Source organism: Bradyrhizobium betae, assembly GCF_050632175.1.
GTDB lineage: Bacteria > Pseudomonadota > Alphaproteobacteria > Rhizobiales > Xanthobacteraceae > Bradyrhizobium > Bradyrhizobium betae_B.
On record NZ_CP192576.1, the window covers coordinates 5,059,859 to 5,073,333 of the forward strand.

The following is a 13,475-nucleotide window of genomic DNA, read 5'->3' on the forward strand; positions in this document are numbered from 1 at the left end:
GAGGGCGGGGCAGGGAGAGGCGCATGGGCGAGGGCGCAGCCGAAGAGGACGACAGGGCGGGTAAGGCGCCAACACAACGTGAGAGTCAGCGCGAAGGCCAGCGCCGCTTCGCGCAATGGGTCCGCGACTATCGCCGCCTGCCCGGCATCCCCGACGAGTTTTTGGGGCCCGACGGCGCCCCGCGCGCGGTCTGGGGCCGCTTTTTCGACGCCTTCGGCGCGCTTGCGCCCGACGAGATCGAGCGGCGGTTTGGCATGGCTGACCGCCACCTCCGCGAGGCCGGCGTCACCTACCGTGCCCCCGGCGACGGCGCCGACCGGCCCTGGTCGCTCAGCCACCTGCCGCTGCTGATCGACGAGGCCGACTGGAAGCAGCTATCCGCCGGCATCACCCAGCGCGCCGAGCTGCTCGAGCTCGTCTTGCGTGACATCTATGGCGAGGGCCGGCTGGTCGCGGACGGCGCGCTGCCGGCGGCCGCGATCGCCGGCAGTCCCGAATATCTGCGTCCCGTCTGCGGCGTGCCGCCGCCGGGCGGTCGCTACCTCTCGCTCTACGCCGCCGATGTCGGCCGCGGTCCCGACGGCCGCTGGTGGGTGCTCGGCGACCGCACCCAGGCGCCGTCGGGCGCGGGCTACGCGCTGGAGAACCGCCTGGTGCTCTCGCGCGCCTTCTCCGATCTCTACAAGTCGATGAACGTGCCGCGCGTCGCGCCGTTCTTCGAGGCGTTCCGCGACAGCCTGCGCGCGCGCGCCGACCGCGACGAACCGCGGATCGGCGTGCTCACGCCCGGCAGCTTCAGCGAGACCTATTTCGAGCATGCGACGCTGGCGCGCTATCTCGGCTTCCTGCTGGTCGAGGGCGACGATCTCGCCGTCAGCGACGACCGCGTTCACATCCGCACCGTCGCCGGCCTGAAGCGGCTCGATGTGCTACTCCGCCGTGTCGATTCCAACTCGCTCGATCCGCTCGAGCTCGATGCGTCCTCGCATCTCGGCGTGCCCGGTCTGATCGACGTGTTGCGCAAGGATGGCGTCGTCGTCGCCAACATGCCGGGCTCCGGCGTGCTGGAGGCGCGCGCGATGCTTGGCTTCCTGCCGGCGCTGAGCCGCCGTCTGCTCGGCGAAGAGCTGAAGATGCCGCATATCGCGACCTGGTGGTGCGGCCAGCGCATCGCGCGCGACGAGGTGCTGTCGCGGCTCGACGAGGTCGCGATCGAAGGCGCCTATGGGCGCGGCGTTCCCGGGTTCGACAGCAACGGCCCGGTGCTCGCGAGCGAACTCGACGCGGCCGGACGCCAGCGCCTGATCGATTCCATCAGCGCGCGCGGCATGGACTATGTCGGCCAGGAGGTGGTGCGGCTTTCGACCATGCCGGTGTGGGAGCAGGGCCAGATCACGCCGCGCCCCTTCGTGCTGCGTGTGTTCGCGGCCGCGACTCCCGACGGCTGGGCCATCATGCCCGGCGGCTTCTGCCGCATCGCCGAGCAGGCCGACGCGCGTGCGGTCTCGATGGGCGACGGCGCCCGCGCCGCCGACGTCTGGGTCGTCTCGGAGAAGAAGGTCGCCACCGCGACGCTGCTGCCGGCGACCGACAAGGTGCGCATCCGCCGCATTGCCGGCGTGCTGCCGAGCCGCGCCGCCGACAACCTGTTCTGGCTCGGCCGCTATCTCGAGCGCGCCGAAGCGACGTTGCGGCTGGTGCGGGCGCTGGGCTCGCCGAGCGGGCCCAACAAGGGCACCGCGGCCTCGCTGCAATCGGCGGAGCGCATCCAGCGACTGCTGGTGGCCTGGGGCGCGATCTCGCAAGCCTCGCGCGCGACGCCGGGACGCGTCACCGCCGAAGCGCTGCAGAACGCCGAGCGTTTCGGCTCGGCGTTGTCGCTGGTGCGCGCGGCGCAGCGCACGGCGACGTCCTTGCGCGAGCGGCTGTCGCCCGATGCCTGGCAGGTCATCACCGAGATGGCCGAGCGGCTCGCCGTCGAGGTCGAGGACGACGACAGCGTGCTGAGCGCGGCCGAGCTGACCCTGCAGGAGCTTGCGAGCTTTGCCGGCCTTGCCCAGGAGAACATGAATCGCGCCGCCGGCTGGCGCTTCCTCGATGTCGGCCGCCGCACCGAGCGCGCCATCAACACCGCGCGCTTCGCGCGCCAGTTCGCCTATGACGAGGCCGGTGACGAGGATCTCGACATCCTGCTGACGCTGGTGGATTCCCAGATCACCTACCGCTCGCGCTATCTGCTGGCGCCGATCCTGGCCCCGGTGCGGGACCTCGCCGTGCTCGACAGCTACAATCCGCGGTCGGTGGCGTTCCAGGTTGCGACCCTGAACGAGCACATCGCCGCGCTGCCGAGCCTGAAGGAGCACGGCCTGATCGAGCGGCCGCAGCGGCTGGCGCTTGCCGTGCAGGCGATGCTGACCACGGCTGAAGCCGAGAAGCTCGAGGTCAAGTCGCTGTTCTCGCTGGAGCAGGATCTGCTCAGCCTCGCCGAGGCGATCGGGCTGCATTACTTCCCGCATGGCCCGAATGCCAGCCGGCCGGAAAAGCTGACGGGGCTGGCGTGATCTACGACATCCGGCACGTCACCACCTACGAATATGAGAGCGCGGTCAGCTTCGCCCGCTGCACGCTGCGGCTGGAGCCGAAGAACGGAGACGGCCAGGAACTGATCTCGCACCGCGTCGAGATCCGTCCGCGGCCCGCCGAGCGGCATGTCCGTCGCGATTTCTTCGGCACCCTGACCGAGAGCATCGTGATCGAGACGGCGCATCGCAATCTGCGCATCGACTCGCGCTCGCGCGTGTCGGTCTCGCGCAAGCCGCCGGCGCGCGATGCCGCGAGCCCGGCCTGGGAGAGCATCCGCGACCTCGCGTTTGAGGCGACCAGCCTCGGGCCGTCATCGCCGGTCGGCTATGTCTTTGCAAGCCCGCTGGTGCCGGTGCTGCGCCCGGTCAGCGCCTATGCCGCATTGAGCTTCGCGCCCGGCGCGGGAATCCTCGCCGGCGCCGCCGATCTCATGCATCGCATCCGCACCGAGTTTCGCTACGACCCCAAGGCGACGGTGATCTCGACGCCGCTCGACGAGGTGTTCGACAAGCGCCATGGCGTCTGCCAGGATTTCGCCCATGTGATGATCGCGGGCCTGCGCGGGCTCGGTCTGCCCGCCGCCTATGTCAGCGGATATTTGCGCACCATTCCGCCGGCGGGCCAGCCGCGTTTGCAGGGCGCCGACGCCACCCACGCCTGGGTGTCGCTGTGGTGTGGAGCGGAACTTGGCTGGGTCGATTTCGATCCGACCAACGATCTCCTGGCCGCAAACGACCATATCGTGCTCGCGGTCGCCCGCGACTTTTCCGACGTCTCGCCGGTCGACGGCATCATCGTCGGCTCGCCGAAGCAGAAGCTCGGCGTCGCCGTGGATGTGCTGCTGGTGGAGTAGCGGGTGGTCGGCGCCCGCCGATCATCGCACCATGGTTTCGCGATCCCAGGCCTGGTAGTCGGGCGAACCTTCGACGCGGATGGCACCGTCGTAGCCGAATTCCACCATGTGCACGGTCACGTAGTCGTCCCCGAAAAAGACGACGCCATAGGCTTGCGGCAGGTCGGACGCGCTCAGCAGCCGGGTCTCGGAGAACAGCGGGAAACTTGCATGGTTGGTGCCGCGCAGCGAGGACGCGGGAATTCCTGCCACCGAACCGGCAAGCGGCAAATGACAGTGCCCGAAGAAGACGTGACGGATTTTGCTGCGATGGCGGGCGACAAGCTGGCGAAAAGCCGCGTCGTCGAGCAGCCGTATCTGGTCGAATGGCACCATATGCACCGGCATCGGATTGTGGTGCATGAACAGAAGAAACGGTCCGTCATGTTCCGTCAGCCGCGCGTCGAGCCAGCCGAGACGGTCCTCGCAGTAGCGCCCGGCATGCGTCTCGGGGTGGGCGGTGTCGAGGAACAGGCAGCGGCCCGGGGCCGTATCGTGAATGCCCTGGACAAAGCCGTTCTCGTCGGCGAGATCGGGGAAGACGCTCAGGAAGGCGGCACGGCGGTCGTGGTTGCCGATGCACAGCCGGACCGGCAGCGGATATTCGTCAAGGCGCTGCTTGAGCCATTGATAGTCGGCAAGATCGCCCCAGTCCGAGAGGTCACCGGTGATGACCATCAGCTCGGCGTCGGGATGATCTCGCAGGGCATGTGTTAGCGCCCGTTCGAAATTGGCGCGCGGATCGCGGCCGCCGATGGTGGCGCCCGGTGCGGTCAGGTGGATGTCGCTCAGATGAAGCAGCTTCATCGTCATCTCCGGTTGTCGAGGCACAGGGCGCCGGTGGCGCCCTGTGTTGTCGGATGTCAGGACGCTCAGCGGGCCGCGCCGGTGGTCTTCGGCAGCAGCTTCTGCACGTCCGCCGCCATGTCGGAGAGGACTGCTTCGGGCTCCTTCGCACGAGCGCCGGAGACGATCGAGTTCAAGTGATCCTTGATCACGTCGGTGATCTTCAGGCCGTTGTCGCCGGGGAAGGCGTACCATTTCGTGAGCAGCGCGAGCTGGCCGACGGCGGTGAAGTTGTTGGGGTTCTTGACATAGAAGTCCTTCAGATAGACGTCGTTGGCGACCTTGTTGGGCGGCATGTAGCCGGTGGTTTCAGCCATGATCGCAGCGCCCTTGGGACCGGTCCAGAATTTCACCGCTTCCCACGCCGCATCGCGCTTGGCCTTGTCCTTGGCGAGGATCAGCACGACATTTCCGCCGGCCGGCAGCCGGCCGGTGGAGGGGGCGACGTCGGGGAAGGGGATCGTCTTGAGCGCGAACTTGCCGCCGATCATCTGCGTGACCTTGTTGAGGTCCGAGGTCGAGGTGATGTGAAAGCCGGTCTTGCCGGCCGCGAAAGCCGCGCGCATCGACGGCTGGTCGAGATTGGGCATGCCGCCCTCATTGACGAGCCGTGCAATCATGTTGATTGCGAACTTGCCTTCCGGTCCGTCGAACGCGACCTTGGTCTCGTCGGCGTTGAGCATGGTGCCGCCGCGCGCGAACACCGGCGCTTGCCACAACCAGTTGCCGGTGATGTCCCAGGCATAAGTGACGCCGTTGGTGTCATTGCCCAGTGCCTTGACCTTTTTCGCCAGCGCCAGCAGATCATCCCAGCTCTTCGGCAGGTTGTTGACGTCGCCGCCGGCCTGCTTCACCAGGTCGAGATTGACGTAGACGATGGGCAGGGAGATCGCGAAGGGCAGGGCGTAGACCTTGCCGCCGGCGGTGCCGATGTCATACATCGCCTGGTGGAAGCCTTGCTTGTCGAAATCCTTTTCGGCGGCGATGTAGCCGCCGAGCTCGGCCGGGATATTCTTGTCGACCAGGACGCGGATGCGGTTCAGTCCCTGGAAGGACACGTCGGGCATCTGGTTGGTCACCGCTTCACGCAGCACCTTCTGGGTGGCGTCCTCGTAGGATTCATAAGGCGCACGCATGGTGACCTTGATCTCCGGGTGCACCTTGGCGAACTCGTCGGCAATGCGCTTGTGGGTCTCGGTGAACAGCTCCGGATAGGGATACTGCATCACGATCTCGGTCTGGGTCTGCGCGAGCGCAGAGCCGGCCGCAAGCGACAGAGCCGCGGCGGCGATGAAGGACTTCAGCATGGATAGTCTCCCTGGTTGAGGTAACGTGGTCACTTGATCCCGGTGAGGGTGATGCCCTCGATGAAGCGGCGCTGGGCGAAGAGGAACGCGATGACGAGCGGCGCGATGATCACCATCGCGGCGGCCATCAGCGGGCCGTAGCTGGTGCCGGCCTCGTTGTTGCGGAAATGCGCCACGGCAAGCGGCGGCGTACGCAGTTGTTCGCTGTTGAGCACGATCAACGGCCAGAAATAGTCGTTCCAATGCGCGACCACCGAGAAGATGCCGAAGGCGGTGACGGCCGGGATCGCGGCCGGCAGCATCACCCGCCAGACGATGCCGAACTCGGAGATGCCGTCCATCCGCGCGGCATCGACCAGATCGTCCGGAACGGTCTTGAAGAATTGGCGCATCAGGAAGATGCCGAACACGGAGATCGTGAAAGGCAGGACGAGCGCGGCATAGCTGTCGAGCAGGCCGAGCTTGTGCAGCAACAGGAAGATCGGGATCGCGGTCGCCTGCGGCGGGATCAGGATCCCGAACAGCACGAGTGCGAACAGCGTCTCGCGGCCGACGAAGCGAAGTTTCGCCAGCGCATAGGCTGCCGGCAGCGCCACCATGATCTGCAGCACGAAGATCGAGACCGTGACAATGACGCCGTTCACCAGGAAGCGCAGGAGATTGGCCTTGGCGAAGGCCTCGCGCAGATTGTCCCACAGCGCGAACTGGTGCGGGATCAGATGCAGCTCGCTGGAAAAGACCTCGGTCTGCGGCTTGGATGCGGTCGAGATCATCCAGATGAACGGCGCCAGCATGATCGCGGCGCCCGCGATCAGGAGTCCATGGCGGAGTATCGCCCGGTACGGGATGGGATGCGAATGGCTCATGTGTAATGCACGCCGCGATCGGCGAGCCTCGATTTGACGAGCGTGAGGGCGAGAACGAAGACCAGGAAAACCACGGTGATTGCCGCGGCGTAACCTGAGCGGAAGAACTCGAAGCCTTCCGTGTACATGGTGTGGATCAGCACCTCGGTGGATTTCGACGGGCCGCCCTTGGTCAGCACGTGCACGGTGTCGAACACCTGGAAGGAGCGGATGCCGGAGATCACCACGACGAAGGTCGTGATCGGCCCGAGCATCGGCCAGGTCACGAGGCGGAAGCGGGCCCAGCCGCTCGATGCGCCGTCGATCTCGGCCGCTTCGTAGAGCTGCTTGGGGATGGAGACGAGGCCGGCGAGAAACAGCACCATGTTGAATCCGACCGCCTGCCAGATACCGATCGCGCACAGTGCGTAGAGGGCGGTGCTGCGGTCCTGCAGCCAGGCGAAGGCGGGCAGGCCCGCGCTGCGCAGCAGCCCGTTCACCAGGCCGAATTGCGGATGCAGCATGAACTCCCACACCACCGCCATGGCGATCAGCGTCGCCATGACAGGCAGAAAGTAGATCGTCCGATAGAGGCTGCGCAGACTCGTGCCGCTCTGGATCAGCAGCGCGATCGCAAGGCCGGCGATCACGGCGCCGGGCACAACGATCACGACATAGGTCAGCGTGTTGCGCAGTGCGATCCAGAACACCCTGTCGGCGAACAGGTCCTGGTAATTGGCCAGCCCGATCCATGAGAAATGCGGCGCGCCGAGCTGATAGTCGGTGAAGGAGAGGGCGATCACGCCGGCGAGCGGACCAAGCAGCATCGCCAGCATGAGCGTGACGGCCGGCGTCACCAGGGCGTAGGCAGCGTAGGTGCGCCGGCTGCCGTGAGCTTGCAGCGCCCGCCTTGGCGCAGTGGTGGAGACGACGGCCGCATCAATCGTCATGGAGCCGTCAGACATGGGCGGGCTCACGGATGCGCTCGGGCTGCTCCAGCCTGAGCTCGATCCGCTGTCCAGCGGGATCGAAAACCCGCACTGCGTCGGGGGCAAAGCCAAAGGCCACACGACTGCCCATCGCGGGCATGTGCCTGACATCCGCGAGCCGCGCGATCAGACGCAAGGCGGCGCCTTCGATCGCGAGATGGACGAATGCTTCCGCGCCGAGGTTTTCCAGATGGACGACCGTTCCGGAGAATGGCCCTGTGCCGAGCTCGATCCGCTCCGGACGCACGCCGACGCGGCAGTCGCCGGTCGTCGCGCCGCACGCAAGCTTGAGGGCCGTCCCCAGCACGTCGATGCCGCCGTCCTTCCGGATCCGGCCGGGGAAAATGTTGATCTTGGGGCTGCCGATGAACTCGGCCACACGAATATCGCCGGGGTCGTTGTAGATCTCTGCGGGCGTTCCGGCCTGGATCAATTCACCCGCCATCATGACGGCGATCCGGCTCGACATGGTCATCGCCTCGGCCTGGTCGTGCGTGACATAGACGAACGTTGCGTTGAGACGGCGGTGCAGTTCGGCGAGCTCTGCGCGCATGTGGACGCGCAGTTTCGCGTCGAGATTGGAGAGCGGTTCATCGAACAGGAACGCCCGGGGCTCGCGCACCATGGCGCGTCCGACCGCGACGCGTTGCCGCTGTCCGCCGGACAATTGCCCGGGCTTGCGCCGCAGCAGCGGAGCGATGTCGAGTTGCTCGGCGATCCCCGCAATGTCGGCACTGATGAGCCGTTCCTTGGCGCGCCGGCTCGGCAGCAGCGCGCCCAGGAGCGGCAGCCGTTCGATCGCGGAGAGGCGCCGCATCCGCAACGGCACCGCGATGTTGTCGAAGGTACTCAAATGCGGATAGAGCGCGTAGGACTGGAAGACCATCGCGAGGTTACGCGCGCTCGGGCGAATGCCGTCCACAGTCACGCCGTCGATGTGAATCTGACCGGAATTCTGCGGCTCCAGCCCGGCAATGATGCGCAGCAGGGTCGATTTCCCGCAGCCGGAAGGACCGACCAGGGAGATGAACTCGCCGTCCTCGATGCGGAAATCGATGCCCTTCAGGACGTCGGTACCGTCAAAGGATTTGCGGATTGCGGAAAGCTCGATTTGCGCCATTCGCGCTGGTCCCCTGCTGCCTGTTGCGGCGCACGGAGCAGTAGGGAGCGCATGCGACATTCACATAACGGTCAATGGCCCTGCTTATGGGTATCCCAGGTTTTGCTTTCGTGTGGTCCTGAGCGGGGGATATCGGCCTTGGGATGTTTGTCGTGGCGCTGACGTCGTCGCGCGTCAGAGCGGTCAATGCGGTGTTCGAGACCGGCAGCTTTGCGGCCGCAGCCAGGCGACTGGGCGTGTCGCAGCCGGCGGTTGCGCAGCTTGTGCGCGACCTGGAGGCCGAATTCGCCGTTGCGCTGTTCGATCGGCACGGCCAGAACCTGGTCGCGACGTCGCTGTGCCGACGGCTCTATGCCTCGACAAACCGCATGCAGGCGATCGAGGCGGACGCGCTGGCCATCCTGGAGCAGCGCGATGAGCTGACGGGGGAGAGCTTCGGATCGGGCTCGGCAACGCCATGCCGGGCATGGCGCTGATCGCGGCCTTTCGCAATCTGTATCCGAAGATTCAGATCAACATCGAGATCGGAAGCTGGTCGGCGATCATGGCGGCCGTGGTCGACCAGCGTGTCGACGTCGCTGTGCTGCCGGAGGTGCCGCAGGACAATCGCTTCCGTCGCGAACCCTGCGTGCAGCAGCGCGTCGTCGCGATCTGCCATCCCGTTCACGACCTGAGCCGTGAATCGCGCGTGTCGGTCGCCAGCCTGATGCAGTATCCGCTGGTCTTTCGCACCCGGGATTCGTCGACCCAGCGTGCCGTGGACAGGGCGTTTCGCGCCGTCAATCTGCGCGCAAGTCCAGCGATCATCGTCAACACGCGGGAGGGCATGCTGGAGGCGGTCGCCAATCGGCTCGGTGTCGGGTTTGTCTGGGAGCACGGCTCGAGCCGCGTCGATCGCATCGCCAAGGTGGCGATCGCGGAAATCAAGGCGGAGTCGCCTGAATACATCTTCTCGTTGGCCGGTAGACGCGGCAAGCTGGTCGAATTGTTCTATCTGGCCAGAAGTCTGTCGCGCTCGGCCGACGCGGCCGACATCCTGGCTGCGCCTTGAAGGGGCGGTCGGACCGGGACCGTTCCTGCCCACCCTCAAGGTGTGACGAAATGTGACCTCAACCGGGATGTTGCGCAGCGGGATTGTAACATATTGCCAAATTTGGGTTCCCGGGATTTGGTCAGGCGGCCCAAGATGGGCTATGCTGGCCCCTGCGTCGAGGACAAGAGCGGGGCGTCGGGAGAACGCGTGGGACACCACCGACAAACGGGGCTGAATCCATGATCACGTTGCCAAGACTGGCGGCCGAATCCCTGGAGAAGTTGCTGGGCACGTTCATGCGTCGGCGCTACGACGAGCACTCTGCCAGGATCGTAGAGGGGGCGACGCGCACGGCACTGGAGTGCATCGGCAACAGCGATGCGCTCTACCACAATATCGAGCATACCATGCTGGTGACGCTGGCGGGCCAGGCGATCCTCCAGGGCCGCCATCTGCATGGACACCTCTCGGCGGAGGATTACACCCACATCCTCGTCGCCTGCCTCGCCCACGACATCGGCTACGTCCGTGGCCTGTTCGAGGACGACGACGAGGACGGCTTCGTGATCGACGCGGCGGGCAACAAGGTCTCTCTGCCGCGGGGTGCATCGGATGCCAGTCTGATGATGTATCATGTCGACCGATCGAAGCTATACGTGGAGCAGCGGCTGCGGCCGGTCGAGGGTCTCGACAGCGAGCGCATTGCCCGCGCCATCGAGGGCACGCGTTTTCCGGCCCGCGAGGGTCAGGATTACGACGAGGACGCCTCGATCCTGCGCGCCGCCGATTTCATCGGTCAGCTCGGCGATCCCAACTATCTGCGCAAGGCCAATGCCCTCTATTACGAGTTCGAGGAGGTCGGCATGAACCGGCAGCTCGGCTACGACTCGCCCGCAGACATCGTGAACCGCTATCCACAGTTCTACTGGAACAGCGTCGCACCGCACATCCAGACCGAGATCGGCTATCTCAACAAGACCGAGATCGGCCGGCAGTGGATCGCCAACCTCTACAGCAACGTCTTCCGCGCTGAACGCGAGATCTCGCTGTCAGGACCTCAGAAATAAAGGGCGGGCGGAGCGACGTCGGTTCGTGTCCCCCAGGTGATCCAATCCTGCCGCTGCAGCGTTGAAGGGATGACCCCTGTCTTGATCACGCGCGGCGTTGGCTGATGGTAACCTATGCAAGAGCGGCTCTGTTCGTCCTGGTCGTGTTCGGGATCGGCTTTGCCATCGGCAGCACGAACCTGCCCGGGGGCTGGTATGCCGGGCTGACCAAGCCGCCCTTCAACCCGCCGAACTGGATTTTTGCGCCGGCCTGGTCCGTGATCTACCTGCTCATCGCGCTCGCCGGCGCGCGGACCTGGGAGCGGGCGCCGCGCGGCGCGGGCATGCTGCTCTGGACCGCGCAGATGCTGCTCAATTTCACCTGGTCGCCGGTCTTCTTCACGTGGCATCGAACCGGCGTCGCGCTGGCCGTGATTGTCGCGATGCTGCTGGCGATCATCGGATTCATCGTCGAGCGCTGGCGGGCGGATCGCGTGGCCGCGGCGCTGTTCGTGCCCTACCTCGCCTGGGTGGCATTTGCCACCCTGCTCAACGCCAGCATTTTCTTGCTCAACTGAGCCGCGGCTCGGGTTATCCGGCCGTCGGCGGCGAGGCGATCGGATGAGGCGCGGCCGCGCCCGACGCACAAGCCAGGCAATCGGCGCGGACCGAGGCAAGCGTCCGATGCAGCCAGGTCTTGATCGTGCCGACGGGCACGCCAAAGCGCCGCGACAGGCTCAGCCGGCTTTCACCCTCGAGATAGGCAAGCGAAAGCAGATGCCGGCGATCCCGTGGAAGTCTGTCGAGAACACCAGCCGCGATCGGCTGAACAAGATCGTAGTCGAACGGATCGGCATCCCGCCCTCCGGCGTCGGGCACGAACAAGGCTTCGTCCAGATCGGCGGTTGCCACCTGCTTGAGCCGAAGCGCGTCGATCGTGGTGTTGCGCATGATCGTGCACATCCACGTGATCGGCGAAGCGCGCTGGGAATCAAAACTCGCGGCGTTTTTCCAGATCTTGAGATAGGCTTCCTGAAGCAGGTCGTCGAGATCGACGATCGACGGTGACACCGACAGCGCGGTTTTCCGCAGCCTGTTCCGTGTCGACGCATGCAATTCCGCGAAGGCCTGCTGGTCGCCGCTTCCGGCGCGCCGAAGCAGGACGCTCAACCGCTCGATGCTTGCATCCCTTTGAACGGCGCGGCCGCAGCTCATACTTCGTCTCCCGCATCAGTCAGCAAGGAAACGATCGTTGCGCGGCGCTGGATCACCTCCGCGACCGGAGGTCGCGCTCAAAGCCGGACGAAAGGTGAAATCAGCCGGCCAAGCAGTCCATGCAGTTCCAGGTCTCCGGTCATGGCGACCAGGCACAGGCAAGGCTCTTCCGGTCCCACGACCGGCTGATGATCGACGTCGCCGTCACCGAAGTCGAAATCGCCGGGGCCGTAGCGGCCGGCTTCGTGACTGAAGCTGCCCTTCAGCACGCAGGTCAGCTCCGTTCCCGAGTGCGAGTGTTGCAGCATGCGAGCGCCCGGCGCAGACCACAGCAGGAACGCGCGCGATTGTTTCGCGCTCGGCAGAATGATCGGTTGAAGCTTGAGGCCGGGTGCCACGCGGCGCTGCTTGCCGAAGCGGCAGCGGCGCAAGATCTCCGGCAAATCCTCGTCCGGAAGCCCGGCGGGGAGCGGGACATCGGCGCGCGGCGCCGGCTGCGGCTCGTCGAGCTTCGCCATGATCGCCGCGAACGCATCGGCCTTCATCGCAACCGGTGCGGTCTCCTCGAGCCGCGGCGCCGGCCAGATGCTCCATCGCCCCGGCAAAGCGGCGGCACGCCGGGCACTGCGCGACGTGTACGGCGACAACGAGATGATCAGCCTCGTCGAGCCGGCCCGTTGCGAAATCGGCAAGCAGTTCATCCGGTGGGTGGTGGCTGATCGTCATGTGGATTCGTCCAGCAGGTCTCGAAGGCGGCTCATGGCCAGTCGGATGCGTGATTTCACGGTTCCCAGGGGAATGCCGAGACTCTCGGCAATCTCGGCATGTGGGCGCTCCTCGATGAACGACATCCGGACCACCCTGGATTGCTCCTCCGACAGGCGAAGCAGCGCTGCCGCGACGCGCGACACGTCCTCGCCCCGGGTCATGAGGATCTCCGGCGAGTCCGCGATGTCGTCGGCGTCATCGATCAGGCCGGGCTGGTCGGCACGCGCCTGTCGCACCGCGCGCCGGGCCGCGTCGATGCGCAGATTCCGCGCGATGGTGAAGATCCACGCGGCCGCGCCGCCGGACGACGGATCGAATTGAGCCGCCTTGCGCCAGACGACAAGCAGCGTGCTCTGCGCAATTTCCTCCGCGGTGTCGGCGTCCGTCCCGATCTTCATCAGGAGGCCCTTCACGCGAGGAGCAAAATGCTCGAACAGAAGCTTGAAGGCATCGCGATCGCCATGGGCCGCGACACGTCCGATCAATTCAGCCCATTCCACCGTCGCCTTGGGCCTTTCCAATGGTGTCCGTTGCAACCGGATCCAGCGACGAGCGGGCACGGAGGGCCTGCTCCGTACGAACCTGCTCAGGGCTGGAAGACCGGCGTTCATGAAGCCTCGGTTGGTGTATCCGCTCGGAAACGATGGACGCCGCCGTTTGGATCACCTGCCGGGTGGTCATGTCTTAGGCGTTCGCCCGGCCTGCGACAAGCGGGGTTCCGGTTGCCGTCGGTGACGCGGCGGCCGCTCACCTCTTCTTCATCCTGCTTCCGGTTTATTCCCTTTGAAGCCGGGACCAGAGCGGCGTCCTAACCGGCACTTAAGGGCCGCT

The 13,475-nt window shown here is 65.8% G+C and carries 14 protein-coding genes and 1 pseudogene; 6 read left to right on the plus strand and 9 right to left on the minus strand.

Annotated features, from left to right (window positions below):
* Nucleotides 1–23: 23 nt before the first annotated feature.
* Nucleotides 24–2,561, plus strand: coding sequence for a circularly permuted type 2 ATP-grasp protein (locus ACQ86E_RS24325; RefSeq protein ID WP_431202143.1), 2,538 nt, complete (start codon nt 24–26; stop codon nt 2,559–2,561).
* Entirely contained in the window at nt 2,558–3,436 is an 879-nt protein-coding gene (locus tag ACQ86E_RS24330; RefSeq protein ID WP_431202144.1) for a transglutaminase family protein, read from the plus strand. The genes ACQ86E_RS24325 and ACQ86E_RS24330 overlap by 4 nt, the downstream gene beginning before the upstream one ends.
* 21 nt (nt 3,437–3,457) lie before the next feature.
* Here ACQ86E_RS24330 and ACQ86E_RS24335 read toward each other — a convergent pair whose 3' ends face one another.
* The 5 genes from ACQ86E_RS24335 to ACQ86E_RS24355 form a co-directional block, all read right to left on the minus strand.
* The gene (locus tag ACQ86E_RS24335; RefSeq protein WP_431202145.1) at nt 3,458–4,282 is read right to left on the minus strand and encodes a phosphodiesterase; all 825 of its coding nucleotides are present in this window, start codon (nt 4,280–4,282) and stop codon (nt 3,458–3,460) included.
* Between the two features lie 65 nt (nt 4,283–4,347).
* Nucleotides 4,348–5,628, minus strand: a complete 1,281-nt coding sequence (locus tag ACQ86E_RS24340) for an ABC transporter substrate-binding protein (protein ID WP_431202146.1) — start codon at nt 5,626–5,628, stop codon at nt 4,348–4,350.
* 29 nt (nt 5,629–5,657) lie between these two features.
* The gene (locus tag ACQ86E_RS24345) at nt 5,658–6,494 is read right to left on the minus strand and encodes a carbohydrate ABC transporter permease (protein WP_431202147.1); all 837 of its coding nucleotides are present in this window, start codon (nt 6,492–6,494) and stop codon (nt 5,658–5,660) included.
* On the minus strand, nt 6,491–7,438 hold the full coding sequence (locus ACQ86E_RS24350) for a carbohydrate ABC transporter permease (RefSeq protein ID WP_431202148.1): 948 nt from the start codon (nt 7,436–7,438) through the stop codon (nt 6,491–6,493). Before ACQ86E_RS24350 ends, ACQ86E_RS24345 begins: the two co-directional genes overlap by 4 nt.
* Complete coding sequence (locus ACQ86E_RS24355; protein ID WP_431202149.1) at nt 7,431–8,582, minus strand: ABC transporter ATP-binding protein; 1,152 nt, start codon at nt 8,580–8,582, stop codon at nt 7,431–7,433. Before ACQ86E_RS24355 ends, ACQ86E_RS24350 begins: the two co-directional genes overlap by 8 nt.
* Before the next feature lie 152 nt (nt 8,583–8,734).
* On the opposite strand from ACQ86E_RS24355, the gene ACQ86E_RS24360 reads away from it, so the two are divergent.
* The 4 genes from ACQ86E_RS24360 (at nt 8,735) to ACQ86E_RS24375 (ending at nt 11,239) form a co-directional block, all read left to right on the plus strand.
* Nucleotides 8,735–9,058 carry a LysR family transcriptional regulator gene (locus ACQ86E_RS24360; protein ID WP_431202150.1) on the plus strand — a complete coding sequence of 108 codons (324 nt, stop codon included), beginning with the start codon at nt 8,735–8,737 and terminating at the stop codon, nt 9,056–9,058.
* The gene (locus ACQ86E_RS24365) at nt 9,040–9,633 is read left to right on the plus strand and encodes a LysR family transcriptional regulator substrate-binding protein (RefSeq protein ID WP_431202151.1); all 594 of its coding nucleotides are present in this window, start codon (nt 9,040–9,042) and stop codon (nt 9,631–9,633) included. The genes ACQ86E_RS24360 and ACQ86E_RS24365 overlap by 19 nt, the downstream gene beginning before the upstream one ends.
* Before the next feature lie 221 nt (nt 9,634–9,854).
* On the plus strand, nt 9,855–10,682 hold the full coding sequence (locus tag ACQ86E_RS24370; RefSeq protein ID WP_431202152.1) for a metal-dependent phosphohydrolase: 828 nt from the start codon (nt 9,855–9,857) through the stop codon (nt 10,680–10,682).
* Between the two features lie 104 nt (nt 10,683–10,786).
* Nucleotides 10,787–11,239, plus strand: coding sequence for a TspO/MBR family protein (locus ACQ86E_RS24375; RefSeq protein ID WP_431202153.1), 453 nt, complete (start codon nt 10,787–10,789; stop codon nt 11,237–11,239).
* 13 nt (nt 11,240–11,252) lie between these two features.
* Here the strand turns inward: ACQ86E_RS24375 and ACQ86E_RS24380 are convergent, their stop codons facing one another.
* The 4 genes and pseudogenes from ACQ86E_RS24380 to ACQ86E_RS24395 form a co-directional block, all read right to left on the minus strand.
* Entirely contained in the window at nt 11,253–11,876 is a 624-nt protein-coding gene (locus ACQ86E_RS24380) for an RNA polymerase sigma factor (protein WP_431202154.1), read from the minus strand.
* Nucleotides 11,877–11,953: 77 nt separating this feature from the next.
* Nucleotides 11,954–12,562 carry a ChrR family anti-sigma-E factor gene (locus tag ACQ86E_RS24385; protein ID WP_431206550.1) on the minus strand — a complete coding sequence of 203 codons (609 nt, stop codon included), beginning with the start codon at nt 12,560–12,562 and terminating at the stop codon, nt 11,954–11,956.
* Nucleotides 12,528–12,602: pseudogene (locus ACQ86E_RS24390) on the minus strand (ChrR family anti-sigma-E factor); the annotation flags it as partial. The gene ACQ86E_RS24385 and the pseudogene ACQ86E_RS24390, both read right to left, overlap by 35 nt.
* On the minus strand, nt 12,599–13,144 hold the full coding sequence (locus ACQ86E_RS24395; protein ID WP_431206551.1) for a sigma-70 family RNA polymerase sigma factor: 546 nt from the start codon (nt 13,142–13,144) through the stop codon (nt 12,599–12,601). The gene ACQ86E_RS24395 and the pseudogene ACQ86E_RS24390, both read right to left, overlap by 4 nt.
* Nucleotides 13,145–13,475 lie beyond the last annotated feature (331 nt).

Excerpts from the sequence above, each read along its gene's own strand:
- ACQ86E_RS24380 (WP_431202154.1), bottom strand. The coding sequence starts at position 11,876 with ATGAGCTGCGGCCGCGCCGTTCAAAGGGATGCAAGCATCGAGCGGTTG.
- ACQ86E_RS24365 (WP_431202151.1), top strand. The coding sequence starts at position 9,040 with ATGCCGGGCATGGCGCTGATCGCGGCCTTTCGCAATCTGTATCCGAAG.
- ACQ86E_RS24335 (WP_431202145.1), bottom strand. The coding sequence starts at position 4,282 with ATGAAGCTGCTTCATCTGAGCGACATCCACCTGACCGCACCGGGCGCC.
- ACQ86E_RS24325 (WP_431202143.1), top strand. The coding sequence starts at position 24 with ATGGGCGAGGGCGCAGCCGAAGAGGACGACAGGGCGGGTAAGGCGCCA.
- ACQ86E_RS24370 (WP_431202152.1), top strand. The coding sequence starts at position 9,855 with ATGATCACGTTGCCAAGACTGGCGGCCGAATCCCTGGAGAAGTTGCTG.
- ACQ86E_RS24345 (WP_431202147.1), bottom strand. The coding sequence starts at position 6,494 with ATGAGCCATTCGCATCCCATCCCGTACCGGGCGATACTCCGCCATGGA.
- ACQ86E_RS24350 (WP_431202148.1), bottom strand. The coding sequence starts at position 7,438 with ATGTCTGACGGCTCCATGACGATTGATGCGGCCGTCGTCTCCACCACT.
- ACQ86E_RS24375 (WP_431202153.1), top strand. The coding sequence starts at position 10,787 with ATGGTAACCTATGCAAGAGCGGCTCTGTTCGTCCTGGTCGTGTTCGGG.
- ACQ86E_RS24340 (WP_431202146.1), bottom strand. The coding sequence starts at position 5,628 with ATGCTGAAGTCCTTCATCGCCGCCGCGGCTCTGTCGCTTGCGGCCGGC.
- ACQ86E_RS24355 (WP_431202149.1), bottom strand. The coding sequence starts at position 8,582 with ATGGCGCAAATCGAGCTTTCCGCAATCCGCAAATCCTTTGACGGTACC.